Genomic DNA, 23,229 nt, shown 5'->3' with positions numbered 1-23,229 from the left:
CGAACGGCGGCTCATCGGGCCCCCGTTTCGAGCGCTTGGTGGACCTGCCCGCAGAGCTGCGCGAACGCCGGGTCGAAGCGAAGCTCGGGATCCCGGGGATGGGTCCAGGGGACCTCGATCTCGGCCGCCACCCGCGCCGGGCGGACTGAGAGGACGAGAACTCTGGTGCCGAGGTAGACCGCTTCGGGGATCGAGTGGGTGACGAACACACCGGCAACCCCCAGCTCGGCGAACAGGCCCGACCACAGATCCTGGAGCTTGCCCCTGGTGATCTCGTCGACCGCGGCGAAGGGCTCGTCCAACAGGAACAGTCCGGCAGCAGAGGTGAGCGACTGCGCCAACGAGGCACGCATCCGCATGCCCACCGACATCTGCGAGGGAAGCAGCTGCTCGACGTCGTCCAGCCCGACCGCATCCAACGCCCACCGTGCGGTCGCCCGCCTCTTGGATCGGTCCACCCCGGCCAGCTCCCCAGCGAGCTCGACGTTGCCGAGCACCGAGCGCCACGGCAACAGGGCCGGCTCCTGGAACACGTGGGCCACCTGATCGACCCACCGCTGGACGGCGCCCTCGCTCGGCTCGTCGAGCCCCGAACAGAGTCGCAGCAAGGTGGTCTTTCCGCAGCCCGACGGCCCGACCACCGACACCAGCTCGGAGCGCGCGACGGTGAGGTCGAACCGGTCGAGCGCAACGGTGCCGTCGGGGAACCGGCGGGTAGCGGCATCCACGTGGAGCACCGGGGGCTGCGGTGAGCCCACCTGGTCAGACCTCGGAACGGTTCCGCCCCGCCTGCTTGGCGCGGTAGAGCTTGCGATCAGCCTCGGCGAAGAGATCATCCTCGTCCCATCCCTCACGCCACTGGGCGGCGCCGATGCTGACCGTGCACACGGGAGAGCATTCGACCTCGGCCACGACGATCGCCTCGGTGGCCGCCCTGATGCGTTCGGCGATCAGCGCTGCCTCGTCGAGGCCGGTCTCGGGCAACAGCAGGGCGAACTCCTCACCCCCCATCCGGGCGAATCGATCCGAGGAGCGCAGGAACCCCGAGCAGATCCGGGCGAACTCCACGAGCACGGCGTCGCCCGCCAGATGCCCCCACTCGTCGTTGATGGACTTGAAGTGGTCGAGGTCGAGCACCAACAGCGTGAGATCGTGGCGATAGCGGGCAGTGCGCTCGATCTCCTCGGGGACGGCCTCGAGGAAGCGGCGCCGGTTGAGTGCTCCGGTGAGATCGTCGGTCGATGCGAGGCGTTCCAACCTGGCGACGGCGCGGCGCTGGTCGGTGACGTCCTGGACGATGGCCAGGTCGAGGGGGCGGCTTCCCAGGTTCATCGGTGTGGAGTGGATCTCGACGGTGCGGACATCGCCGTCGGCCAGCAGCTGCTGCTCGTCGATGATCGTCGTGCTCCCACCGGTGCGGGCCTCTCTCACCAGCTCGGCGAGCTCGGCACGGCTGTGGACGGTCAGCTCGTGCAGGTCCATCCCTGCCATGTCGCGCCGCTCGTGGCCGTAGAAGCTGGTCGCCGCCTCGTTGGCGTCGACGATGCGCAGGCTCACCGGGTCGATGAGGTACATGATGGCGCTGCTGTTCTCGAACAGGTCCCGGAACATCGCCTCGCTCTCGACCAGGGTCCGGTCGCTGCGCTCGCGCTGGAACGCCACCCCGATGATCTCCGCCGCATGTTCGAGGTAGTCGCGCTCGTCGCTGGACAACCTGCGGTCAGGACCGGTGCCCACCGTGAGCGCGCCGAGCAGCCGCTCGCCGGGTTGGAGGGCCAGGGTCAGACCTTCGGTGATGGCGGGCTCGACACGGGTCAGTTCGGCCTGGATCGCCAAGCGGTCGTCGACGACCTCGACCGCCGAGCGGGTGGTGTTGAGGGCGTTGACCCAGTTGGGGACCTGGTCGAGCGCCACGCTCCTGACCGGCAGGTTTCGGGTCGCTTCTGCAGCCCGGCCCGTCACCCACCGGGCCCGCAGCGTCATGGAACCACCGTCGTGGACCACCTCGTGGACCGCGACCACATCGGCCCTCACCGCCGAACCGACGCTCTCGACGACGGTCTCGAGCGCCTCCGACAGCCCACCGGGAGGCAGGGCCTGGAGCAGGAGGGCGGCAGAGACCAGCGAGTGCGACCGCTGTACCACCCTCGCGGCATCGAGGTCGGCCGCGTGTCGCCAGTCGACGTTGCGGAGACTGAGCGCCACCCGGGTCGGTTCAAGCGGAGCGGAGACGATGGCGCCGGTGACCTCGACCCACGCCACCGACTGATCGAACCGGACCACCCGCAGCGACACCGGCGACCGGTCCTCGCCGTCGGCGACGGTGGCCAAGCGTTCGGCGGCGTCGACGCGGTCGGGTTCGTGCACCCACTCGGTGCCGACACGGCCGATGAGATCGCCAGGCCCAGCAGCACCGACGAGGTCGGCGGTGGCCTGGTTGGCGCTGGTGATGACCATGCGGTCATCGACGACGACGACTGGGTCCGACAACCGGTCGAGGATGGCGCTCGGGTCGTCAGCGAAGCTGCTCACGATGCACCGTTCTCCTCCGGCTGGGGTCGTAGCGGTTCAGGATCCGGGACAGCCTCGCACGCCGCAGAAGGGCGGGGGCGAACTGCCGTTCATCACGCTAGACGCGAACGACGACCACGCGGTGATAACGCGTGGTTCCGGGAGTCGGGAGGTTCCGGGACAGCTGACTCCTGCCCCGGAGCGTGGCGGTCAAACCGAGCGGTGGTCAGGGCCGGTATCGTGCACTACGAGTCACAGCGAACGAACGGGGCAGGATGAACATCAACGTTGATCGGAACGACGCCCAAGTGGTCGTGACCATCGAAGGCGAGCTCGACGCCCACAACTGTTCGGAACTGGGAAAAGCCGTCCTCGGCGCGACGGGCCACGACGCCCGTTCGGTGGTGATCGACGCCTCCGACCTCGGGTTCATCGACTCCTCGGCGATCTCCGAGCTGCTCCGCGTCCGCCAAGAGGTGGTCGACCGCGACGGCGAGCTGACGATCCGCAACGCCGGTTCGAGCGTGCGGAGGGTGCTGGAGATCACGGGGCTCCTCGAGACCTTCGGCGTCACCTGAGCCGCGTCGCCTGGCGATCAGTCGATGCGGCCCTCGCCCTTGGCCTCGGCGCCCCGCTCGGTGGCTTCCTTGTAGGCCTCGGCCACCTCGGGATCGGGATCGGTGCTCTCCGCGAGCCCCTCCTCCTTCGAGGTCGGCGGTCGGTCGGCACCGCCCTGCTGGTGGGCTTCCTCTTCTTCGACCGAACGGGTCGTGTCGTCGACGAGGTCATCGGCCGGATCAGACATCGTGTCGCTCCTGGTGGGTTGGGGGGTCGATCACTGTCGAACTACCCGCCACCCGCCGAGACAAACCAGGTGAGGTGGGCACGTGAAGCCGGACCGGCCAGACTGTGACCATCCCCGCCGCCGACTCCGCTTGCGAGAGGACCCACCGTGGCCGACAACACCGTGACCCTGCGCTTTCCTGCGTCCACCGAGCGGGTCCGACTGGCCCGCACCCTCGTCGCCACTCTCGGTGATGATCTGGGTTTCGACCTCGACGAGGTCGAGGACGTGCGGATCGCGGTCGACGAGCTGTGCTTCGTCCTGCTCGACCTGTGCTCGACCGGTAGCCACATCGAGCTGGTGGGGCGAAGCGACGGCGACAAGCTGGTGGTCGAAGGCAGCTGCGGTGTGGCCGATGGTGGGAGCGTCGATGTCGGGTCCCTGCCCGAGCTCACCGGCCAGATCCTCGCCACCGTCGTCGACGACTACGAGGTCGGCGTCGACGGATCGAGCGCCAAGTTCCGCTTCGCCAAGACGAAGTCGTGAGCGAGCCCACCTTCGACATCGACGCGGCGTTCGTGGAGTACCGCCGAACCGGGAGCCGGCGGCTGCGCAACCAGCTCATCGAAGCCCACCGCCATGTGGCCGAACGGGTCGCCCGCCGGTTTCCCAACCGCAGTTTGCCCTGGGATGACGTGTTCCAAGTGGCCCAGCTCGGGCTGTTGAAGGCGGTCGAGCGCTTCGACCCGGACCGCGGGTTCAAGTTCTCCACCTTCGCCGAGCCGACGATCAGCGGCGAGTTGAAGCGGCACTTCCGCGACCACCTCTGGGACGTCCGCGTCCCCCGACGAGCCCACGACCTGCAGCAGTCGGTGAAGCGGATCTCCGAGGAGCTCACCCACGAGCTCGGTCGGGCACCGACGATCAGCGAGATCGCCGACCGGCTCGACGTGCTTCCCGACGACGTGATGATGGCGATGGAAGCCGACTCGGCGCGACGGGCGGCGTCGTTGTCGGCACCGGTCGGCGACAGCGAGGGGGCCCCACTGTCCGATCAGCTCGGCAAAGCCGACCCGGCCCTGGAGCGGGCGGCGGATCGGGTCACCCTCGTCGACCTCGTCTCCCAACTGCCCGAGCGTGAGCGCGAGATGATCCGGCTGCGCTTCGAGCACAACCTGTCGCAGTCAGAGATCGGCGAGCGGCTGGGGGTGAGCCAGATGCACGTGTCGCGGCTGCTGCGGAGGACCCTGACCGACCTGCGGGCCCAGCTCGGCGGGTCGAGCTGACCGGCCGGCCTCGCCCCCGGTTGCGCTCGCTCAGCAGGGCTGGCCCTCGGGATCGACACAGCGCAGCGACAGCGCCCCGGTGTCGTTGAGCGCGGCGACCGCGGCGTCGTGCGACTCCCGCTCGTCGTGGTGCGCACCGACGACCACCCGACCGTCGTCGAGGTCGATGAGCGCCTGCTCCCAACCGGGGCTCGACGGCGTTCCTGCCACCGCCCCGGCGAATCCGCCGACGCTGGTGCCGGCTGCAGCACCGCCGGCGGCGACAGCCAACATCCCCGCCCCGAGCACCGTGCCCAATCCGGGGACGGCCACGGCGATGGCGGCACCGCCGAGGGCGCCGGCCACCGCTCCGATAGCGGCACCATGGCCGACATCGGAACCGACCTTTCCCAGCATCTCGCGATCGCGCTCCACGGTCGCCCCCATGGTCGACTCGTCACCCGCCGCGGCTCCGCCGGAGGTGTCGAGAGCCAGCGCCGAGATGCTGGCACCGTCGATCCCTGCGCGTTCGAGGGAGACGACCGCGTCACGGGCGCGTTGCGGGTCGTCGTAGGTGGCGAAGGCGTTCAGCTCCTTCAGGGGCGGGAGCTCACTGCGCTCGGGGGCCACCGGGTCCACCGCATCGGCACTGGTCTCCCCGGCAACGTCCTCGGCGACCCGCTCGGTGTCGCGCGTGGGTTCGGTGTCCGACACCGCTGCTCCTCCTCGGGCTCTGCTTCGGGCACCGTCTACCCTCGGGCGCGGCCTGAGAAACCTGGCGCGGGGCCGGTGGTCGCCTCAGCGCTCGAGGATGGAGCGGTCCACGTCGGGAAGGGCCTGGCGGTCGGTGATGACCGGTTCGAACAGGTCGCCGAGATCATCGACCCGGTCGAGCACCTCGTGGGCGGTGAACGACCAACGGGTGCCGGCGGCGGCCTGGTCGACCTCGTCCCAGGTGAGCGGCGTGGATGCGGTGGCGTGCTCGCGGCCGCGCAGCGAGTACACGGCGACGGTGGTCTTGTGCTGGTGGTTCTGGCTCCAGTCGATGAAGACCTTGTTCGTGCGGGCCTGCTTGGCCATGGTGGTCACGACCCGGTCGGGGTGCTGTTCCTCGAGCTCGGCGGCCAGGGTGAGCGCGTAGGCCCTGGTCCGCTCGTAGGTGGGTGTGGCTCGCTTGAGTCCGGCACGGGGTTCGCCGTTGAGGGGGACATAGAGCTGCAGACCCTTGGAGCCCGAGGTCTTGGCCACACCCGCCAGGTCGTCGCGCTCGAGCAGCTCGGCGAGCTCGAGCGCCACCCCGGCGCAGTCGGTGATGTCGGTGCCGGGACCAGGGTCGAGATCGAACACCAGGGCGGTGGGATGCTCGGCATCCGACGCCAGGTGCAGCGGGGCGTGCAGCTCGATGGCGGCCAGGTTCGCGGCCCAGGCCAGGCTCGGCGCGTCGGCAATGACGCAGTAGTCGATGCCGTCGTCGCGTCCCTCACCGGGACCCGGAGCGACCTCGACCCAGTCTGGGCGGTGCCTGGGGCAGCGCTTCTCGAAGAACGAGTCCTCGTCGACCCCGTCGGGGAACCGGCGCAGGGTGACGCCGCGCCCGTCCAAGTGGGGGACGAGCGCCGGGGCGATGCCGACGTAGTAGTCGATGAGGTCGCCCTTGGTGAACCCGCTGGCGGGATACAGCACCTTGTCGAGGTTGGACACGCTGAGCCGGCGTCCTTCGAAGGTGACCTCGGTGCGCTCGCTCACGGTGGGCCCCGGGGATCAGGCCGACTTGCGGGCGGGCGGGGAGGTCTTCCGCTTGGCCGTCGCGCCGGTCTGCTTCTTGGCAGGGGCCTTCTTGGCGGTCTGCTTCTTGGCCGGGGCCTTCTTGGCGGTCTGCTTCTTGGCCGGCGCCTTCTTGGCGGGCGACTTGGCCGTTGCCGACCGGGTGCCCTTGGCGGTCTCGCTGCCCTCGGCTGTGGAGGAGGGATGGCGACCCTTGGCCCGGCGGCGACCTTCGACGCTGGCCTCGAGGGCAGCCATGAGGTCGACGACCTCGCCGCCGGTGCCGGCGGTCTCACCGGTCGTGACCACCTCCTCGTCGCCGCTGGCCTTGCGGTCGATGAGGGCCAGGACCTGCTCTCGGTGGGTGTCGTGGTACTTGGTGGGGTCCCAGTCGGCGGCGAGCGATTCGATGAGCTGTTCGGCGAGCTTCTGCTCGCGCTCGGACACCTCGAAATCATCAAGGGCGTCGAAGCCGGGCAGTTCGGCGGGGTCGACCAGTTCGTCGGCCCAGTTCATCGTGGACATGACGAGGCGGCCGTCGACGGCGCGGACGGCGGCGAGCTGCTGGCGGGACCGCATCACGAACCGGGCGATGGCCACCTTGTTCGACTCGGCCATGGTCCGGGCCAGCAGGGCATAGGGCTTGGCGGTGCCCGGGTCGGGTGCCAGCCAGTAGGGCCGGTCGAAGTAGATCGGGTCGATGTCGGCAAGATCGACGAACTCCTCGATGTCGATGGTGTGCTCGGCCTTGGGGTCGAGCGCCTCCAGTTCGCTGTCGTCGACCAGGACGTACTCGCCGGGACCGAGCTGATAGCCCTTGGCGATGTCGCTGCGGGGCACCTCTGCCCCGTCGGTCTCCGAGACCAGCCGTTGGCGCACGCGGGACCCGCTGCGGCGGTCGATCTGGTTGAAGCGCACGGTCTTGGACGAGACGGCGGTGAACAGCTTCACCGGGATGCTGACCAGCCCGAAGCTGATCGCTCCACTCCACACGGCACGGGGCATCGGGGACCTCCTGGGGCCGGAGCCATGCAGCACACAGGCCACAGACCCATGACTCTCTACCCTGAGGGTTCGGGGTTCAACATCTTACTGTCGGCACGACTGCATAGGCCTTGAGCGACCGGGTAGGGCGCGACCATGACTGCTGCAACGGTTCCCTCACCGACCCCACAACCCGCACCCCCGCCGATCGATCCCCCGCCGACACGCCCCCCACCGCCGGTGGAGCCGCCGCCCGACCCGGGGCCGGAGCCGCCGACGCCAGGCCCGGGTCAGCCCGATCCCAACCCGCCCATCCCCGATCCCTCGCCGGTGTGACCAATCGGGCACCACCGCTGCCGGTCGGTTTCGCCGGTCACGGTCGGGGGTAGTCACCGATCATCCGAGACGACCCCCGAGCAAACCCCCGAGGACGGAAGTGATGTCGGACGGTGATCCACAGGGCACAGTGCCCGGTTCCGGGCGGGACCCGATGGACACTCCACTGCTGGCGGTGCTGCGCCGCTACGAAGCGGACGGCTACACCCAGCAGTTCAACAGCCGCGAGGGAGCGGTCATCCACTGCTACAGCTGCGGAGAGGACTTCGCGGCCGGGGAGTGCCGCCACGGACCGGTGCGCCGGCTCGAGGGCGCCTCCGACCCCGCCGACATGCTGGCCGTCGTCCCGGTCCGGTGTCCCGGCTGCGGGGCGCTTGGCGTCGTGATCGCCAACTACGGTCCCGAGTCCACCCTCGCCGATGCCGAGGTGCTGGCGGCACTCGACCGGGCTCCGCCGAACACCACGGTCGACGATGGGGCGGTTGGGTGAGTGCCACGATGCCCGCTCGTCCCCAGGGGCGCTCCTCACGCCTCCCCGCGGACCAGGTTCGGTTCCCGTTCGCGGGTCGACACCCGATGGCGGTGAGGTTCGACCAGCCGCTCGAGGTCAGGTTGGTGGCCTCGGTCGACGCGGTCCCGACCGCCCGGCACCGGGTGAGCCGGTGGCTGGCGCAAGCCCGGACCGACCGAGTGATGAACGATGAGCTGGCCTTGGTGGTCACCGAGCTGGTGACCAACGCCGTCGAGGCATCGCCGGGGCCCGACGCCACCATCGAGGTCCATGGGCACTTCGACCGTGGCCCCACCGTCGTGCTGCAGGTGAGCGACCACGGCCGCGGCTTCGACCTCGCTCGGTCCCTCGAGTTCCCCGCCGTCCGCGCCGTGCGGGGACGTGGTCTCCCCATCGTCGATGCGCTGACCGATGACCTCGTCGTCGAGCGCCGAGGCGACACCACTGTCGTCGAGATCACCCGCAACCTCGGCGTTTCCCGCCGCTGACGACCTCGTCGTCACATGACCCGTGGCCCCCGGCTCCGCCCGCCGGGGGTCACGGACTGTTCGTTGCGAGCCCTTTGTCAACCGGCCCGACTGCCGACCATGCGCCCAGGAGGAGCCAGCACATCGCTACGGTAGATAGCGCGGTGCAATGAGATGTGACAAGAGGAACCATGACCGAGCGTCGTATGGGGGAGAGGGTGTCCCCAACCGACCTGACCGTCTTGTGGTGCCCCCCAGGTACGAAGGTGGGTGCACGCAGAGCGAGCAAGCAGCCGCTCGTCGCGCGCGTCCTCGACATCTCCCAGACCGGTGCGCAGGTGGTCGCCCAGGCCGACGACCGCATCAAACGGGGCAGCCACCTGGTGGTGATCCTGGCCGAGGTGCCCTGCGACATCCGGGTTCGGTGGCAACGGCCGACCAACGTCGAGGAGGTCCTGGCCTACGGCATCGAGTTCCTGCGACCGTCGCCGGAGTTCGCCCAGGCGATCGTCGACGTGTTCCGCGAGTGCTACCGGCGCGACGGGCTGGAACTGCGCCCGCCACCGATCGCCCGCCAGCACGGCTGGTGACCCGAGCCCGTTGTGGGTGGGCGCCTGCGATGTCCTACACTGCCAGTTCCTGCGCTCGTAGCTCAGCTGGATAGAGCATCTGACTACGGATCAGAAGGTCGGGGGTTCGACTCCCTCCGAGCGCGCTGAAGTCCCAGGTCACAGACTCGTGACTTGGGACTTTTGCTTTTCTCAGCCTTCTTGGCACTCCGTTGGCACTCCGCCGGCCTAGGAGACTGCTGAGCAATCGGCGGGCAGTCGGGCTCGATTCGCGATGTCGGTTCGGGTCGGCTGGACTGGGGGGATGCAGGGATCGTCTGTTCCGGATCGTGAGCTGCTGGATGCAGCGGCGCTGTGTTCGCATCTGCTCGGTGAGGGGTCGGTGCACGCGTTCTTGGCCGAGCACCGTCACCGGTTGTTCCCCGATGAGATGTTCGCCGATCTGTTCCCGACCCGCCGTGGTCGCCCGTCGGTGCCCGCTGATGTGGTGGCGACGGTGATGGTGCTGCAGGCGTTGGAGGGCCGCTCGGACCGCGAAGCGTGCCGGGCGTTGCAGACCGACATCGCGTGGAAGGCAGCCACGGGGCTGGCGTTGACCGACGAGGCGTTCCATCCGACCGTGCTCACCCTGTGGCGTAACAAGCTGCGTGGGTCGGACGCGCCACAGCGGATCTTCGACGCGGTGAAGGTGGTGATCACCGAGTCGGGTGTGATCGCCAGCAAGCACCGTCGGGCGTTGGACTCCACGGTGCTCGACGACGCGGTGGCGCGTCAGGACACGATCACGATGATCGCTACCCAGATTCGCCGCGTCCGCAAACTCGTGCCCGAACTCGGGTCGGTGTGGGTGCGCGAGCACAACCTCGAAGGCGGACGGCCGCCCTGCGATTGGAACGATCCGGCCGATCGTGACCGGCTCGTTTCCGAGCTCGTCGACGACGCCAACGAACTGCTGTGGGCCGTCGAAGATCTCCAAGGCGAGGGCCTGGAGCTGACCGAAGCCCAAGCCGACGCCGTTGGCTTGTTGGCTCTGGTCGCGGGCCAAGACGTCGAACCCGGCGACGGGCCCGGCCGCTGGCGCATCGCCCAACGCACCGCTAGCGACCGGGTCATCTCCACGGTCGATCCCGAGGCGCGTCACGCGCACAAGACCCGCTCGTCCTACCGCGACGGCTACAAGGCCCACGTCGCCGCCGAGCCCGACACCGGGCTGATCACCGCATGCGACATCGGGCCCGGCAACGCCGCCGACACCGACGCCGCCCCCGATCTGGTCGCCGACGAACCAGCAGGCACCGAGGTCCTCGGCGACTCCGCCTACGGATCGGGCGAGTTCCGCGACCACCTCAAGACCCACGACATGACCGCGGTGATCAAGCCCCCACCGCTACGCCCCGCCACCGTGGGCGGCTACACCCTCGACGACTTCACCATCGACCTCGACGCCAGAACCGTGACCTGCCCCGAAGACATCACCGTGACCATCACGGCGTCGGGTTCGGCCCGATTCGGCACCCACTGCGCCACCTGCCCGGTCCGGGGCCGCTGCACCACCGCCACACGCGGGCGGGTCATCACACTGCACCCCCATCATCGGCTGCTCGCTGCCGCCCGAGCCCAGGCCGGCACCGACGACTTCGACACCGTCTACCGCAACACCGGCCGATGATCGAACGCAGCATTGCCTGGCTCGGTCAAGAACAACCACCGACGGCTCCGCTACCGAGGGATCCAACGCAACCAGCTCGGCTGGTCACTGCGATGCGCGGCGGTGAACCTCGAACGACTCCTCGCGCTCGGCCTCACCCACAACAGCGGCTGGACCATCGCCCCAACGACCTGAGCGCCGGTCCTGAGCCGCTCCAGGCTCCCAACGCACCCTCGCCGAGCGACCCGCCAGCTCATCGCCCCCCACCACACGGCTCAACCAACCGATCCAGCTCGACACCGCGCCCGAACCCAGCGTCGCTCCCGCCAGCACACCTGCCAAGCGCCGTTGCTCAGCAGACTCCTAGTGGTCCGTCGCGGATTTGGTCTGGGCGGTCAGAGCGGCTCGGCCTCGGCGGACCTTGGCAAGGATCTCCTCGGCGGGCTTCTTCCAGATGAACGGTTCGGGGTCGTCGTTCCAGTGCTCGACCCAGGTCTCGATCGCTTCGACGGGACCACGTCGACGCTGGTGAACGCGCCGGCGGGCGTAGCCGCCGTTCGGTCAACAGCTTGAACCCAGCCCTCGACCAGGTTCAGCCACGAACTGGAGGTGGGAGTGAAGTGCAGGTGCCGCCGGGCCCCCTTTGGGTGCGCCAGCCACTTTCGCGACCGGTGGAGCCTTGTGCCGCCGGACAGGTTGTCCAACACGACGTGGATCTCCAGGTCCGGTTCGACGTGAAGATCGATCCACTTGAAGAACGCCGACGCGTCGGTTGCCCTGTGCGACTTGCGCGTGTCGGTCAACACCTCGCCCGGTGCCGACGTTCGACGCGGCGAACAGATCGGTGGTCCCGTTGCGCTTGTAGTCATGGGTCGTCGTCTCGCCCCGGCCCACGCTTCATCGGCAACGACGGCTGGGTTCGGTCCAACGCCTGGCACTGGGTCTTCTCATCGAAGCTGAACACCACGGCCCGCTCGAGGCGGGTTCAGGTAGAGGCCGACGACGTCGACGAGTTTCTCCTCGAACCGAGGATCGTTGGAGATCTTGAACGTCTCGACCTTCCACGGCTTGAGCTCGTGGCTCCCGCCAGATCCGCGCAACCGAGTCCTTGCCGATCCCATGACGTGCTGCCCATCGACCTGGTCGTCCAGTGCGTCGACCCGTCATCGGGCTTGGCATGCAACGTGTCATGCACCACCGCTTCGACCGTGCCCTCCGGCAACCACGACTTGCGCCCCCGACCCCGGAGCGATCCGCCCCACACCCTCAACACCATGCTCAGCGAACCGGCGCCGCCGTGACCGCACCGAATCCGCCGTGGTCCCACACTGCCCAGCCACCTCATCGGTCGCTACACCCTCGGCCGCCATCAGCAACGCCCTCGCTTGCACGACCTTGCGATGCGGCAACGACGACGACCGAGCCATCCGCTCCAACACCTCGCGCTGCTCATCCGACATCGACAACGGCTCTGCAATCACGACCGGCATCGTCACACACTACCCATCCGAGCTATTTCAACGACGGACCACTAGTAGTGCCGAGGAGGCCGACATGCGAGGACACATCCAGCAACGAGGACCGAAGAGCTGGCGGATCAAGGCGTACCTGGGGCGCTCCGCTGATGGCAGGAAGCGGTACTCCCAGCGGACGATCACCGGGACGCGCCACGAGGCCGAGCGGGAGCTGTCCCGGTTGCTCGTCGAGGTCGACGAGGGTCGCCACGCCGCCGCGGCGCCGCTGACCTTCGGCGAGCTGCTCGACCGGTGGCTGACGGTGAAGCGCCTGGCGGTGGAGCCGTCGACGGTGACGTCGTATGAGTGGGTGGCCCGCAAGTACCTGCGGCCGGCGCTCGGCGAGCGGAAGCTGGCGTCGCTGCGGCCGATCGAGCTCGACACGCTCTACGCCGAGCTGCGTGGCTCGGGGCTGTCGGCCCGGACGGTGCGGATCTGTCACACCGTGGTGCGCCAGTCGCTCGAGCAGGCCCGCAAGTGGGGACTGATCGCCCGGTCGCCGGCGGTGGATGCGACGCCGCCGCCGCAGACCCGGAAGACGGTGACGCCGCCGACGGTCGACGAGGTGCTGCTGTTGCTCTCGGCTGCTCGGGAGGACGATCCCGAGTTCGGTGCGTACCTGTGGGTGCTCGCCGCCACCGGGTGCCGACGGGGTGAGGGCTGCGGGCTGCGCTGGTCGGACATCGACCTCGACGGGGAGGAGCTGGTGATCCGCCGGGCGATCGCCATGGCCAACGGCGTGCCGTACGAGAAGTCGACCAAGACCCATGCGTCGCGGCGGGTGTCGCTCGACGAGGCGACGGTGCTCGTTCTGCGGGAGCACCGTCGGCGGATGCTCGAGCGGGCGCTGGCGCTCGGCGTGCGCCTGGCCGACGACGCCTACGTGTTCGCCGACGTCGAGGGTCGGCCGTGGCGGCCCGGACGTGTGCACCAACCGGTTCGGCCGGCTCCGGGCCCAGCTCGGCCTCGACCGGGTGCGCCTGCACGACCTGCGCCACTTCGTCGCCACCGTGCTCGGCGACGGCGGCGTCCCGATCGCCACGATCAGCTCCCGCCTCGGCCACCGCGACACCGCCACGACGCTCAACATCTACACCCACGCCCTCCCCGCCACCGACCGAGTCGCCGCCACCTACCTCGGCGCCCTGCTCTCCCCGAATGCAGGCGCCTCCTGAGATATCTGCACCCACGCCGGGCCCTGCCCTTCAAGGACGCATCGAGGGCAGACAGTGCGACGAGCTTCGACACCCGATACGGGCGACGTCGGCTCCATGTCCCCCAACAGAGCGGTCAGCGGGCTCGCGCGCGTGCCAGCTCGTGGCGGCATCGGCGGAGACCTCTTCGGGAAGCTCTCTGCGCCGTTGGATTCGTTCCAATGCGCCTCTCGCTCGCACCGCCGAGTCAGCAATCTGTCGCAGGATCGAAGCCGTCCGCGGGTATTCCATCAGCGAGGGCGCCAGCATCAGTACGGAACCCGTTCGCGAGTACCTGCTCCTTTGCACCGCCGTCTTCAAGGCCACGAGACGTGACACCTCGGCTGTTGAGAATTCGGGTGAGGTAGCCTTCCTCCAACTTGTTGTTCGCCAGTCTCTCGATTAGATCGCGCACCTCCTTCGGTGGCTGAACCCCGTCGTCGCCGGGCTGGGAAGGCCGTCAGAATGTGCCCGATGTGTAAGAGTCCGGCGTCAAGCCGACCGGCCTCCGTTCAGCTTCGTGATGACTTCGTCGACCCACTCGCTCAGTCCGGCTTCGTCGATTCCGTCTGAACTCATGCCGGGAGGATGGTTCCAGTTCGCCAACAGCCTGTTACGCGTGCTCCTGTGCAATAGCTGGATCACTCGGCGCCCTCGTTGGCGCTGTCACCTTCGCCATCGCTCTCTTCGTCGTAATCGTCACGATGTGAGCGATACACCGTGCTAATCACCTCGACGAACAGGTCCTGGAGACTGGGCAAGCTCGACCTCGGCGAGCGACGGAATCGTCGGCTCGAAGCCCCAGTGCAGGCGGACTATGCGCCCACTCCAACTCGGCAACTCGCTCAGAACTCCCACGACCCTCCCGCTGATTCTCGAGCAGTTCGAACAGCGACTTGAATCCGTGGTTTCCGAGGACGGCAATTTCGTTTTCGTTAGGTTGCTCTCTCTGAGCAACACCTCAAGACCCTCGGCGACCAGCAGTGCATACCTCTCGGCGCTCTCCTCGTCGCCGCGGTAGATGTTGATCAAATCCAAGGCGACAGCGTGGCGTCCAACATCCATGAGCCGTCGTGCCGCCTGCTGGACATACTCGAAGTCGCCGCAGACCCGTACGGGGACGGAACTCCTGCCAGAAGGCTGTGGCGGTCGCGGCCCCCTCCGAAATCGTCCGCCCGCTCCCATGCCTTCGGGAAGTCGCTAGATGCGAGGAGTAGGAGTCCGCGCCGCGCCGGGGAGAGATCGGGCGCTGCAATCGAAGCCCTCCCAAGCCAGTCCCATCCCTCGTTGGCGAAACGCTGAGCGAGATATGACCAGGGGCAGCGAGCGATCGCTGGCCTCTGGCGGAACCCCAGTGACGTCACAAGCTGGTCGTCAAACGTTGGGTGTTTGTCGGCTAGGAGTCTGCTGAGCAACGGCGCTTGGCAGGTGTGCTGGCGGGAGCGACGCTGGGTTCGGGCGCGGTGTCGAGCTGGATCGGTTGGTTGAGCCGTGTGGTGGGGGGCGATGAGCTGGCGGGTCGCTCGGCGAGGGTGCGTTGCCCTGTCTGTCAGGGTGAGTTGAGACACCTGCGGTACCCGATCTTCTGACCCGACGGGGCGAGACAGGAACTCGAGAACCATGACCATGACCACTGCATCGTTGAACGGCCGCGCCCACACTGGGGGTGTGACTGACGATGACGACATCGATCCTGCGGCGACGTCCGACGCGGCGGAGGTTCACCGCCGGGTACAAGGCGGAGATCCTCGCCGAGTACGACTCGTGGCCGAAGGGCTCGGAGGAGCGCGGAGCGATCCTGCGCCGCGAGGGGCTGTACAGCTCGCACATCTCGGAGTGGCGCAAGCAGGCCGAGGCCGGCGCCCGGGCGGGTCTGGCGGCCAAGTCGAAGAAGCGCCGCTCAGCGGAGCAGATCGAGCTCGACAGGTTGCGTCGCCAGAACCAACGGTTGAGTTCGGAGCTGGCCAAGACCCAGACCGCGTTGGAGATCACGGGAAAAGTGCACGCGCTCTGGAGCAGCTCTCCGAGAGCGCGGACACCGAGACCAGGTCGAAGCCGTGACCGCCGAGCATCTGCCCGCCCTGGAGGAGGCCACGTCGACCAAGCGGGCGTGTGAGCTGTTGGGCGTCAACCGTTCCACGGTGCTGCGTCGCCGTCGGGCACCGGTCCATGGGCCTGCGCCACCGCGGCCGGCGCCGCCGAACAAGCTGTCCGAGCCCGAACAACAGCACGTGTTGTCGGTGCTTCGCTCGCCCAAGTACCGGGACCTCGCCCCGGCTCAGGTGTGGGCCCAGCTCCTCGACGACGGCATCTACCTGTGTTCGATCCGCACCATGTACCGGCTCCTCGCCGCCGCCGGGGAGAACCGCGAACGTCGCCGCCAACGCACCCACCCGGCCCGCAAGCGCCCCGAGCTCATCGCGACCGCACCGAATGAGGTGTGGTCATGGGATATCACCAAGCTCCCCGGCCCCGAACGCGGCGTCTACTACGAGCTGTTCGTGATCATCGACATCTACTCCCGCTACGTCGTCGGCTGGTGTGTCGCCGCCGCTGAGACCGGCGAACTCGCCGAAGCGTTCATCGCCGACGCCCTCGACCAACAAGGCATCGACCGCAACCAGCTCACCCTGCATGCCGACCGCGGCACCTCGATGACCTCCAAACCCGTCGCCCAGCTCCTCGTCGACCTCGGCGTCACCCGCTCCCACAGCCGCCCATCGGTCTCCAACGACAACCCCTACAGCGAAGCCCAGTTCAAGACCCTCAAGTACTGCCCCGCGTTCCCCACCCGGTTCGGATCCATCGCCGATGCCCGCTCGTTCTGCGCCGCGTTCTTCGATCACTACAACCACACCCACCGCCACGCCGGCATCGGCCTGCACACCCCCGCATCGGTCCACTACGGCACCGCCACCGAGATCCGCGCCGCCCGAGCCGCCACCCTCACCGCCGCCTACAACACCAACCCCGCCCGATTCCGCCACCGCCCACCCACACCACCCAAGCTTCCCGAGGCAGCGTGGATCAACGACCCCAACCGAGAAGCACTCATCCAATCCGCGTAAGAAGTTGTCTCATCCCCCTTGACACGTTCCGTTGGGAGCCTGGAGCGGCTCAGGACCGGCGCTCAGGTCGTTGGGGCGATGGTCCAGCCGCTGTTGTGGGTGAGGCCGAGCGCGAGGAGTCGTTTGAGGTTCACCGCCGCGCATCGCAGTGACCAGCCGAGCTGGTTGCGTTGGATCCCTCGGTAGCGGAGCCGTCGGTGGTTGTTCTTGACCAGCCAGGCAATGCTGCGTTCGATCATCGGCCGGTGTTGCCGGTAGACGGTGTCGAAGTCGTCGGTGCCGGCCTGGGCTCGGGCGGCAGCGAGCTGCCGATGATGGGGGTGCAGTTTGATGACCCGCCCGCGTGTGGCGGTGGTGCAGCGGCCCCGGACCGGGCAGGTGGTGCAGTGGGTGCCGAATCGGGCCGAACCGGAGGTGGTGATGGTGACGGTGATGTCTTCGGGACAGGTCACGGTTCTGGCGTCGAGGTCGATGGTGAAGTCGTCGAGGGTGTAGCCGCCCACGGTGGCGGGGCGTAGCGGTGGGGGCTTGATCACCGCGGTCATGTCGTGGGTCTTGAGGTGGTCGCGGAACTCGCCCGATCCGTAGGCGGAGTCGCCGAGGACCTCGGTGCCTGCTGGTTCATCCGCAACCAGATCGGGGGCGGCGTCGGTGTCGGCGGCGTTGCCGGGGCCCAGATCACACGCGGTGATGAGCCCGGTGTCGGGCTCGGCGGCGACGTGGGCCTTGTAGCCGTCGCGGTAGGACGACCGGGTCTTGTGCGCGTGGCGGGACTCGGGATCGACCGTCGAGATGACCCGGTCGGTGGCGGTGCCCCGGGTGATGCGCCACTGACCGGGCCGGTCGCCGGGTTCGACGTCTTGGCCCGCGACCAGGGCCAACAACGCCACCGCATCAGCCTGCTTCTCGGTGAGCTCGAGACCGTCTTCGACGAGGTCCTCGGCGGCCCACACCAACTCGTTGGCATCATCGACCAGCTCAGACACCAGGCGGTCGCGATCGGCGGGGTCGTCCCAGTCACACGGCGGCCGGCCCGGCTCCAAGTTGTGCTCGCGGACCCACACCGACCCGAGTTCGGGAACCAGCTTGCGGACCCGACGGATCTGGGTAGCGATCATCGTGATCGTGTCCTGGCGGGCCACCGCGTCATCCAGCACCGTTGAGTCCAACGCCCGGCGGGTCTTGCCAGCGAGAACCCTGGACTCGTCCATCAAGGTGGCGACCGCTTCAAAGATCCGCTTCGGTCGGTCCGACGCGTTCAACTTGTTGCGCCACAACACCAGCACCGTCGAGTGGAACGCTTCGTCGGTCAACGCCAGCCCTGTCGCCGCCTTCCACGCGATGTTCGTCTCGAGCTGGCGGACCGCCTCTCGATCTGACAGGCCCTCCAACGCCTGCAGCACCATCACCGTGGCAACCACATCCGCTGGCACCGACGGCCGACCCCGCTTCGTCGGGAACAGGTCCACGAACATCTCATCGGGGAACAACCGGTGACGGTGCTCAGCCAAGAACGCGTGCACCGACCCCTCACCGAGTAGATGCGAACACAGCGCCGCTGCATCCAGCAGCTCACGATCCAAGCGAGACGATCCCTGCATCCCCACAGTCCACCCGATCCGAACCAACATCGCGAATCGAGCCCCCTCGCCCCCGATTGCTCAGCAGACTCCTAGTGGTCCGTCGCGGATTTGGTCTGGGCGGTCAGAGCGCGCTCGGCCTCGGCCGGACCTTGGCAAGGATCTCCTCGGCGGGCTTCTTCCAGATGAACGGTTTGGGGTCGTCGTTCCAGTGCTCGACCCAGGTCTCGATCGCTTCGATGAAGCTCGTCGACGCTGGTGAACGTGCCGCGGCGTAGCCGCCGTTCGGTCAACAGCTTGAACCAGCCCTCGACCAGGTTCAGCCACGAACTGGAGGTGGGAGTGAAGTGCAGGTGCCACCGGGCCCGCTTTGGGTGCGCCAGCCACTTCGCGACCGGTGGAGCCTTGTGCGCGGACAGGTTGTCCAACACGACGTGGATCTCCAGGTCCGGTTCGACGTGAAGATCGATCTCACTTGAAGAACGCGCAACACATCGGTTGCCTTGTGCGACTGCGCGTGTCGGTCAACACCTCGCCGGTGCCGACGTTCAAGCGCGGCGAACAGATCGGTGGTCCCGTTGCGCTTGTAGTCATGGGTCATCGCTCTCGCCCCGACCACGCTTCATCGGCAACGACGGCTGGGTTCGGTCGCAACGCCTGGCACTGGGTCTTCTCCATCGAAGCTGAACACCACGGCCCGCTCAGGCGGGTTCAGGTAGAGGCCGACGACGTCGACGAGTTTCTCCTCGAACCGAGGATCGTTGGAGATCTTGAACGTGTCGACCTTCCACGGCTTGAGCTTGTGGTCCCGCCAGATCCGCGCAACCGAGTCCTTGCCGATCCCATGACGTGCTGCCATCGACCTGGTCGTCCAGTGCGTCGACCCGTCATCGGGCTTGGCATGCAACGTGTCATGCACCACCGCTTCGACCGTGCCCTCCGGCAACCACGACTTGCGCCCCGACCCGGAGCGATCCGCCCCACACCCTCAACACCATGCTCAGCGAACCGGCGCCGCCATGACCGCACCGAATCCGCCGTGGTCCCACACTGCCGAGCCACCTCATTGGTCGCTACACCCTCGGCCGCCATCAGCAACGCCCTCGCTTGCACGACCTTGCGATGCGGCAGACGACGACGACCGAGCCATCCGCTCCAACACCTCGCTGCTGCTCATCCGACATCGACAACGGGCTCTGCAATCACGACCGGCATCGTCACACACTACCCATCCGAGCTATTTCAACGACGGACCACTAGGGCGATCCCAACGCTCCATGGCTGCTTCAGACTGTCCGCCAGCTGCTGAACGCCTGCAATCCCTTCCTCATCGAGGATGCGCCCGACCGCTTCGAGCCTGTTGAGGCGAATGACCTCCTTGTACCGCTCGCGGTCGTCTGTCCACCTCGCCTACCGTCGAGGTCCGGATGGTTGTCCTCGAACAGCCAACGATCCTCTGATTCGCGAGCTGGTCGGGGCAAGCTGACCAACCAACTCCTCGACAGGTACAAGCTCTTCTGCGGACAACGCCCAATCGGCATGCGGAGAACGAACGGTGCTTTCCGGCAACAGACCGAAGCTTTGCCCAGAGCTGAATGCGCTCAGGTTCATCGAACACATCGTCGTCGACTGTCTTCATCTTGAGTTCAGCTAGCACCTTTGATCTGTCACCGGGTAGCACGTCTTCGATCTTGTCGATGAGTTCCAGCCAGCGTGACGCGGATCTCCTTGCATCCCCCACGCATCTCTCGATTACTGACGCCACGAATGACCAGTACGCACTGGGGAACACGCTGATCTTCGAGGGTTTCCAGTCTCGCATACCCCGGCCCGTGCGTCGGCGAATGGATACCATATGCGCTGCACGGTTCGCGGCATCCAGCATCCACGGCCACGCAACGTTCGGATGTCGACGGCGGATTCGCGTCGATGCGATCCGTAGCCGGCTGTCATCCGTCGCCGTGTTCTCTGGATGCCAGGGGCAGGAGATCGACGACAAGCTGTTGGCTGGTCGGTTGCTCAGCCCGGCCAACAGGGTCGATCTCCGTGAGCTGGGCTAGCAGCTCAATAGCGAGGCCCAGGTGCGCCGATGACCAAGCCGCTGTCTCCAAAGCCCACAGCAGGCCGGTGTGGGGGGAAGCCGCTGCCGAAGAGTGGATCACCATCGTCAGTGAAGATCTCTGCGAGCAAGGGTTCATCGCCAGAAAGCCCCGTCTGTACGCCTTCGAGGAATGCGTCGGGAGCGGCCTCCGCCAGGAGAGGAAGGAGTTCAGCGATAGACGCCCAGCGTTGCCCACTTTCATCGCTGTTCGCATCGGCCAGCAACTTCCGCACTACGCCAATAGCAAGATCCGTACCTGGTCCACCTCCCGCAGCCCGGACTGTTCCGCCGAACTCTCCGAGGAGTGCGAGCGTGCTTGCGAGGCCCCGGCGGAGACTGAGCTGAGCAGTTCCTCTGCTTACCGTCGAAGGCTGCGCGCCACCAACGCTCATTCTGCGGTAGCTCCAGCGCTGGATCGACCTCTCCCAGAACGGCAGCCACCACGGTAGTGAGGCGTTGCAAGTCCTGCGGGCTCACGGCACTGCTGAGCTGCACCCAGGCGTCGAGCGCATCGGTGAGGTGCCATGCCCCGTTTAGACGGGAAACGAGCGGGTCTGCTGTTCCGCTGAGCGCCTGTGCGTCTTCGACAAACTGCTCGTAGCCGGTTCCAGCAAGCTCCGCGAGCGCCTCTTGATCTCCGTCCCGTCCGTCCGCCCAGGCACCCGCTAGTGGTCCGTCGCGGATTTGGTCTGGGCGGTCAGAGCGGCTCGGCCTCGGCGGACCTTGGCAAGGATCTCCTCGGCGGGCTTCTTCCAGATGAACGGTTTGGGGTCGTCGTTCCAGTGCTCGACCCAGGTCTCGATCGCTTCGATGAGCTCGTCGACGCTGGTGAACGTGCCGCGGCGTAGCCGCCGTTCGGTCAACAGCTTGAACCAGCCCTCGACCAGGTTCAGCCACGAACTGGAGGTGGGAGTGAAGTGCAGGTGCCACCGGGCCCGCTTCTGGGTGCGCCAGCCACTTCGCGACCGGTGGAGCCTTGTGCGCGGACAGGTTGTCCAACACGACGTGGATCTCCAGGTCCGGTTCGACGTGAAGATCGATCCACTTGAAGAACGCCAACACATCGGTTGCCTTGTGCGACTTGCGCGTGTCGGTCAACACCTCGCCGGTGCCGACGTTCAACGCGGCGAACAGATCGGTGGTCCCGTTGCGCTTGTAGTCATGGGTCATCGTCTCGCCCCGACCACGCTTCATCGGCAACGACGGCTGGGTTCGGTCCAACGCCTGGCACTGGGTCTTCTCATCGAAGCTGAACACCACGGCCCGCTCAGGCGGGTTCAGGTAGAGGCCGACGACGTCGACGAGTTTCTCCTCGAACCGAGGATCGTTGGAGATCTTGAACGTGTCGACCTTCCACGGCTTGAGCTTGTCGTCCCGCCAGATCCGCTGCAACCGAGTCCTTGCCGATCCCATGACGTGCTGCCATCGACCTGGTCGTCCAGTGCGTCGACCCGTCATCGGGCTTGGCATGCAACGTGTCATGCACCACCGCTTCGACCGTGCCCTCCGGCAACCACGACTTGCGCCCCCGACCCGGAGCGATCCGCCCCACACCCTCAACACCATGCTCAGCGAACCGGCGCCGCCATGACCGCACCGAATCCGCCGTGGTCCCACACTGCCGAGCCACCTCATTGGTCGCTACACCCTCGGCCGCCATCAGCAACGCCCTCGCTTGCACGACCTTGCGATGCGGCAACGACGACGACCGAGCCATCCGCTCCAACACCTCGCGCTGCTCATCCGACATCGACAACGGCTCTGCAATCACGACCGGCATCGTCACACACTACCCATCCGAGCTATTTCAACGACGGACCACTCAGGAGGCAGGCCCGTGTCGCTCGCGACACTGGGTGACGAGACCACTCCGGATCACTCAGCGCCGTGCCCAACTCCAAGCCGACGGCGAAGTGCGGTCAGACTCCGACGGGCGAGGCGACCGTACTCATCCGCCTCCTGATCGTCTTCGACACCAAGGCGCTTCAGCGCGTCTCGACCGCCTGAAGCGTCGAGGAGTGCAAGACTCATGTCGGCGACGTCTGGGCGATCAACCGGTACGAGTACATGGTGCGGTGAGTCCGGTGGAACCTCGGTGGCGAACCGCGGGTCAAGCGGAACGAGCACGAGAGGTTGCGTCCCGTCCAGCGACCTTCGCCATGCAGTTATGTCGTCAACGAAGACAGTTCGGGCGATCATGTCGCCGTTTCCAGATCGCTCCTGGGCAACTGCAAAGCCGGCAAGGAATGCGCAGACTTCGTCGCGAGATAGTCCACCGATTGTTGTTACGAAGCCTCCACCACCGAGACGGTCGGCGATTGCCGTCGCCGTTGCCTCCCGTCCAGCAAGCACCACCTCCGCAGACAACTTCGGATCTGTCTGTCTCGACCAGGTGTCCCACCAGGTCGAGACAGTTCGGAGACCATACGGGTTCAACCCGTTCTGCTCTGAGAACCACGCCCACGTCGCCGGTGCGTCCTCTAGCCACGTCTCGATGTTGTCCAGGCCGTAGGCACGAACATCCTTCCAGTAGCCCTGACCACGCCTTTCCTCAGCCCAGTCCCCTTGCTTCTTCCACGTACGCAGCGAACCAGCTACATACACGTGCTCGGACGGCTGGGCGACGCCCGGATTCGCGGACCGTCTTTCGTAGTCGCGGTCGGCCTTGACGCCGACGCTCCTCTCCGTGGACAGCTCCCACAGAGAACGCCCCTTCGGAACCCAGGCCGATCCTTCGGTCGATGTGACGACGCCATCCCATCCCCCCGTTGAAACACCGTCGCCCGCCGGAATTCCCAGCTCGACGAGTCCTGGCGTCGTTTCGAGAATTAATCGCCGAATGAGCCGAGGGAACTCTCCCTCAGATTCTCGCCTGTCCGCCCATGCCCGCAGCGCTGCGCGATCCGTATAACCCGGACGGCTCATTTGTACTGC

At 67.1% G+C, this 23,229-nt stretch carries 19 protein-coding genes, 1 tRNA gene and 4 pseudogenes; 11 read left to right on the top strand and 13 right to left on the bottom strand.

The features are described 5' to 3' along the window. Positions 1–11 precede the first annotated feature (11 nt). A complete protein-coding gene (locus U5K29_04150; protein ID MDZ7677722.1) occupies positions 12–758 on the bottom strand; it encodes an ABC transporter ATP-binding protein in 747 nt (248 codons plus the stop codon). 4 nt (positions 759–762) lie between these two features. Beyond that, complete coding sequence (locus U5K29_04145; protein ID MDZ7677721.1) at positions 763–2,532, bottom strand: diguanylate cyclase; 1,770 nt, start codon at positions 2,530–2,532, stop codon at positions 763–765. Between the two features lie 254 nt (positions 2,533–2,786). Here U5K29_04145 and U5K29_04140 point away from each other — a divergent pair, with 254 nt between their 5' ends. Next, the gene (locus tag U5K29_04140) at positions 2,787–3,089 is read left to right on the top strand and encodes an STAS domain-containing protein (protein ID MDZ7677720.1); all 303 of its coding nucleotides are present in this window, start codon (positions 2,787–2,789) and stop codon (positions 3,087–3,089) included. A gap of 17 nt (positions 3,090–3,106) precedes the next feature. Here the strand turns inward: U5K29_04140 and U5K29_04135 are convergent, their stop codons facing one another. After that, complete coding sequence (locus tag U5K29_04135) at positions 3,107–3,316, bottom strand: hypothetical protein (protein ID MDZ7677719.1); 210 nt, start codon at positions 3,314–3,316, stop codon at positions 3,107–3,109. 147 nt (positions 3,317–3,463) lie between these two features. On the opposite strand from U5K29_04135, the gene U5K29_04130 reads away from it, so the two are divergent. Beyond that, a complete protein-coding gene (locus tag U5K29_04130; GenBank protein MDZ7677718.1) occupies positions 3,464–3,841 on the top strand; it encodes a hypothetical protein in 378 nt (125 codons plus the stop codon). Next, on the top strand, positions 3,838–4,581 hold the full coding sequence (locus tag U5K29_04125; GenBank protein ID MDZ7677717.1) for a SigB/SigF/SigG family RNA polymerase sigma factor: 744 nt from the start codon (positions 3,838–3,840) through the stop codon (positions 4,579–4,581). Before U5K29_04130 ends, U5K29_04125 begins: the two co-directional genes overlap by 4 nt. Before the next feature lie 30 nt (positions 4,582–4,611). Here the strand turns inward: U5K29_04125 and U5K29_04120 are convergent, their stop codons facing one another. The 3 genes from U5K29_04120 to U5K29_04110 form a co-directional block, all read right to left on the bottom strand. Further along, positions 4,612–5,274, bottom strand: coding sequence for a hypothetical protein (locus U5K29_04120; GenBank protein ID MDZ7677716.1), 663 nt, complete (start codon positions 5,272–5,274; stop codon positions 4,612–4,614). A gap of 84 nt (positions 5,275–5,358) precedes the next feature. Further along, positions 5,359–6,306 (bottom strand): non-homologous end-joining DNA ligase, encoded by a 948-nt coding sequence (ligD, locus tag U5K29_04115; GenBank protein MDZ7677715.1) that lies wholly within the window; start codon positions 6,304–6,306, stop codon positions 5,359–5,361. A gap of 15 nt (positions 6,307–6,321) precedes the next feature. Continuing rightward, positions 6,322–7,329, bottom strand: coding sequence for a Ku protein (locus U5K29_04110; protein ID MDZ7677714.1), 1,008 nt, complete (start codon positions 7,327–7,329; stop codon positions 6,322–6,324). A 469-nt stretch (positions 7,330–7,798) separates the two neighbouring features. Between U5K29_04110 and U5K29_04105 the strand changes: the two genes are divergently transcribed. The 5 genes and pseudogenes from U5K29_04105 to U5K29_04085 all read left to right on the top strand — a co-directional run bounded on the left by U5K29_04105 (position 7,799) and on the right by U5K29_04085 (position 11,034). Continuing rightward, complete coding sequence (locus tag U5K29_04105; protein MDZ7677713.1) at positions 7,799–8,134, top strand: hypothetical protein; 336 nt, start codon at positions 7,799–7,801, stop codon at positions 8,132–8,134. Positions 8,135–8,226: 92 nt separating this feature from the next. Beyond that, positions 8,227–8,643 carry an ATP-binding protein gene (locus tag U5K29_04100; protein MDZ7677712.1) on the top strand — a complete coding sequence of 139 codons (417 nt, stop codon included), beginning with the start codon at positions 8,227–8,229 and terminating at the stop codon, positions 8,641–8,643. Between the two features lie 245 nt (positions 8,644–8,888). Next, complete coding sequence (locus U5K29_04095; GenBank protein MDZ7677711.1) at positions 8,889–9,212, top strand: PilZ domain-containing protein; 324 nt, start codon at positions 8,889–8,891, stop codon at positions 9,210–9,212. Between the two features lie 51 nt (positions 9,213–9,263). Beyond that, a tRNA-Arg gene (locus U5K29_04090) sits at positions 9,264–9,337 on the top strand. A 128-nt stretch (positions 9,338–9,465) separates the two neighbouring features. Further along, a pseudogene (locus U5K29_04085) lies at positions 9,466–11,034 on the top strand (IS1182 family transposase). A gap of 168 nt (positions 11,035–11,202) precedes the next feature. Here the strand turns inward: U5K29_04085 and U5K29_04080 are convergent. Beyond that, positions 11,203–12,329 (bottom strand): annotated as a pseudogene (locus U5K29_04080) (IS630 family transposase). A 462-nt stretch (positions 12,330–12,791) separates the two neighbouring features. Then, on the bottom strand, positions 12,792–13,115 hold the full coding sequence (locus tag U5K29_04075) for a hypothetical protein (GenBank protein MDZ7677710.1): 324 nt from the start codon (positions 13,113–13,115) through the stop codon (positions 12,792–12,794). A gap of 161 nt (positions 13,116–13,276) precedes the next feature. Here U5K29_04075 and U5K29_04070 point away from each other — a divergent pair, with 161 nt between their 5' ends. Then, positions 13,277–13,528, top strand: coding sequence for a tyrosine-type recombinase/integrase (locus U5K29_04070; GenBank protein MDZ7677709.1), 252 nt, complete (start codon positions 13,277–13,279; stop codon positions 13,526–13,528). Between the two features lie 741 nt (positions 13,529–14,269). On the opposite strand, the gene U5K29_04065 is transcribed toward U5K29_04070, so the two are convergent. Next, positions 14,270–14,584: a hypothetical protein gene (locus U5K29_04065; protein ID MDZ7677708.1), complete on the bottom strand. Its 315-nt coding sequence runs from the start codon at positions 14,582–14,584 to the stop codon at positions 14,270–14,272. Between the two features lie 640 nt (positions 14,585–15,224). On the opposite strand from U5K29_04065, the gene U5K29_04060 reads away from it, so the two are divergent. Together U5K29_04060 and U5K29_04055 are read left to right on the top strand one after the other, a co-directional pair. Next, positions 15,225–15,662: a transposase gene (locus U5K29_04060; GenBank protein MDZ7677707.1), complete on the top strand. Its 438-nt coding sequence runs from the start codon at positions 15,225–15,227 to the stop codon at positions 15,660–15,662. After that, on the top strand, positions 15,604–16,614 hold the full coding sequence (locus U5K29_04055; GenBank protein MDZ7677706.1) for an IS3 family transposase: 1,011 nt from the start codon (positions 15,604–15,606) through the stop codon (positions 16,612–16,614). Before U5K29_04060 ends, U5K29_04055 begins: the two co-directional genes overlap by 59 nt. Before the next feature lie 62 nt (positions 16,615–16,676). On the opposite strand, the gene U5K29_04050 is transcribed toward U5K29_04055, so the two are convergent. The 4 genes and pseudogenes from U5K29_04050 to U5K29_04035 all read right to left on the bottom strand — a co-directional run bounded on the left by U5K29_04050 (position 16,677) and on the right by U5K29_04035 (position 23,220). Beyond that, positions 16,677–18,215, bottom strand: a complete 1,539-nt coding sequence (locus U5K29_04050) for an IS1182 family transposase (GenBank protein MDZ7677705.1) — start codon at positions 18,213–18,215, stop codon at positions 16,677–16,679. A 103-nt stretch (positions 18,216–18,318) separates the two neighbouring features. Then, positions 18,319–19,371 (bottom strand): annotated as a pseudogene (locus U5K29_04045) (IS630 family transposase). Positions 19,372–20,960: 1,589 nt separating this feature from the next. Further along, positions 20,961–22,075 (bottom strand): annotated as a pseudogene (locus U5K29_04040) (IS630 family transposase). A gap of 95 nt (positions 22,076–22,170) precedes the next feature. Continuing rightward, the gene (locus U5K29_04035; protein ID MDZ7677704.1) at positions 22,171–23,220 is read right to left on the bottom strand and encodes a hypothetical protein; all 1,050 of its coding nucleotides are present in this window, start codon (positions 23,218–23,220) and stop codon (positions 22,171–22,173) included. Positions 23,221–23,229 lie beyond the last annotated feature (9 nt).

The organism is Acidimicrobiales bacterium, assembly GCA_034521975.1.
In the GTDB taxonomy this organism is placed as follows: Bacteria; Actinomycetota; Acidimicrobiia; order Acidimicrobiales; family SKKL01; genus SKKL01.
Note: the sequence above shows the minus strand (reverse complement) of the source record. Positions and strands in the feature narration are given on the sequence as shown.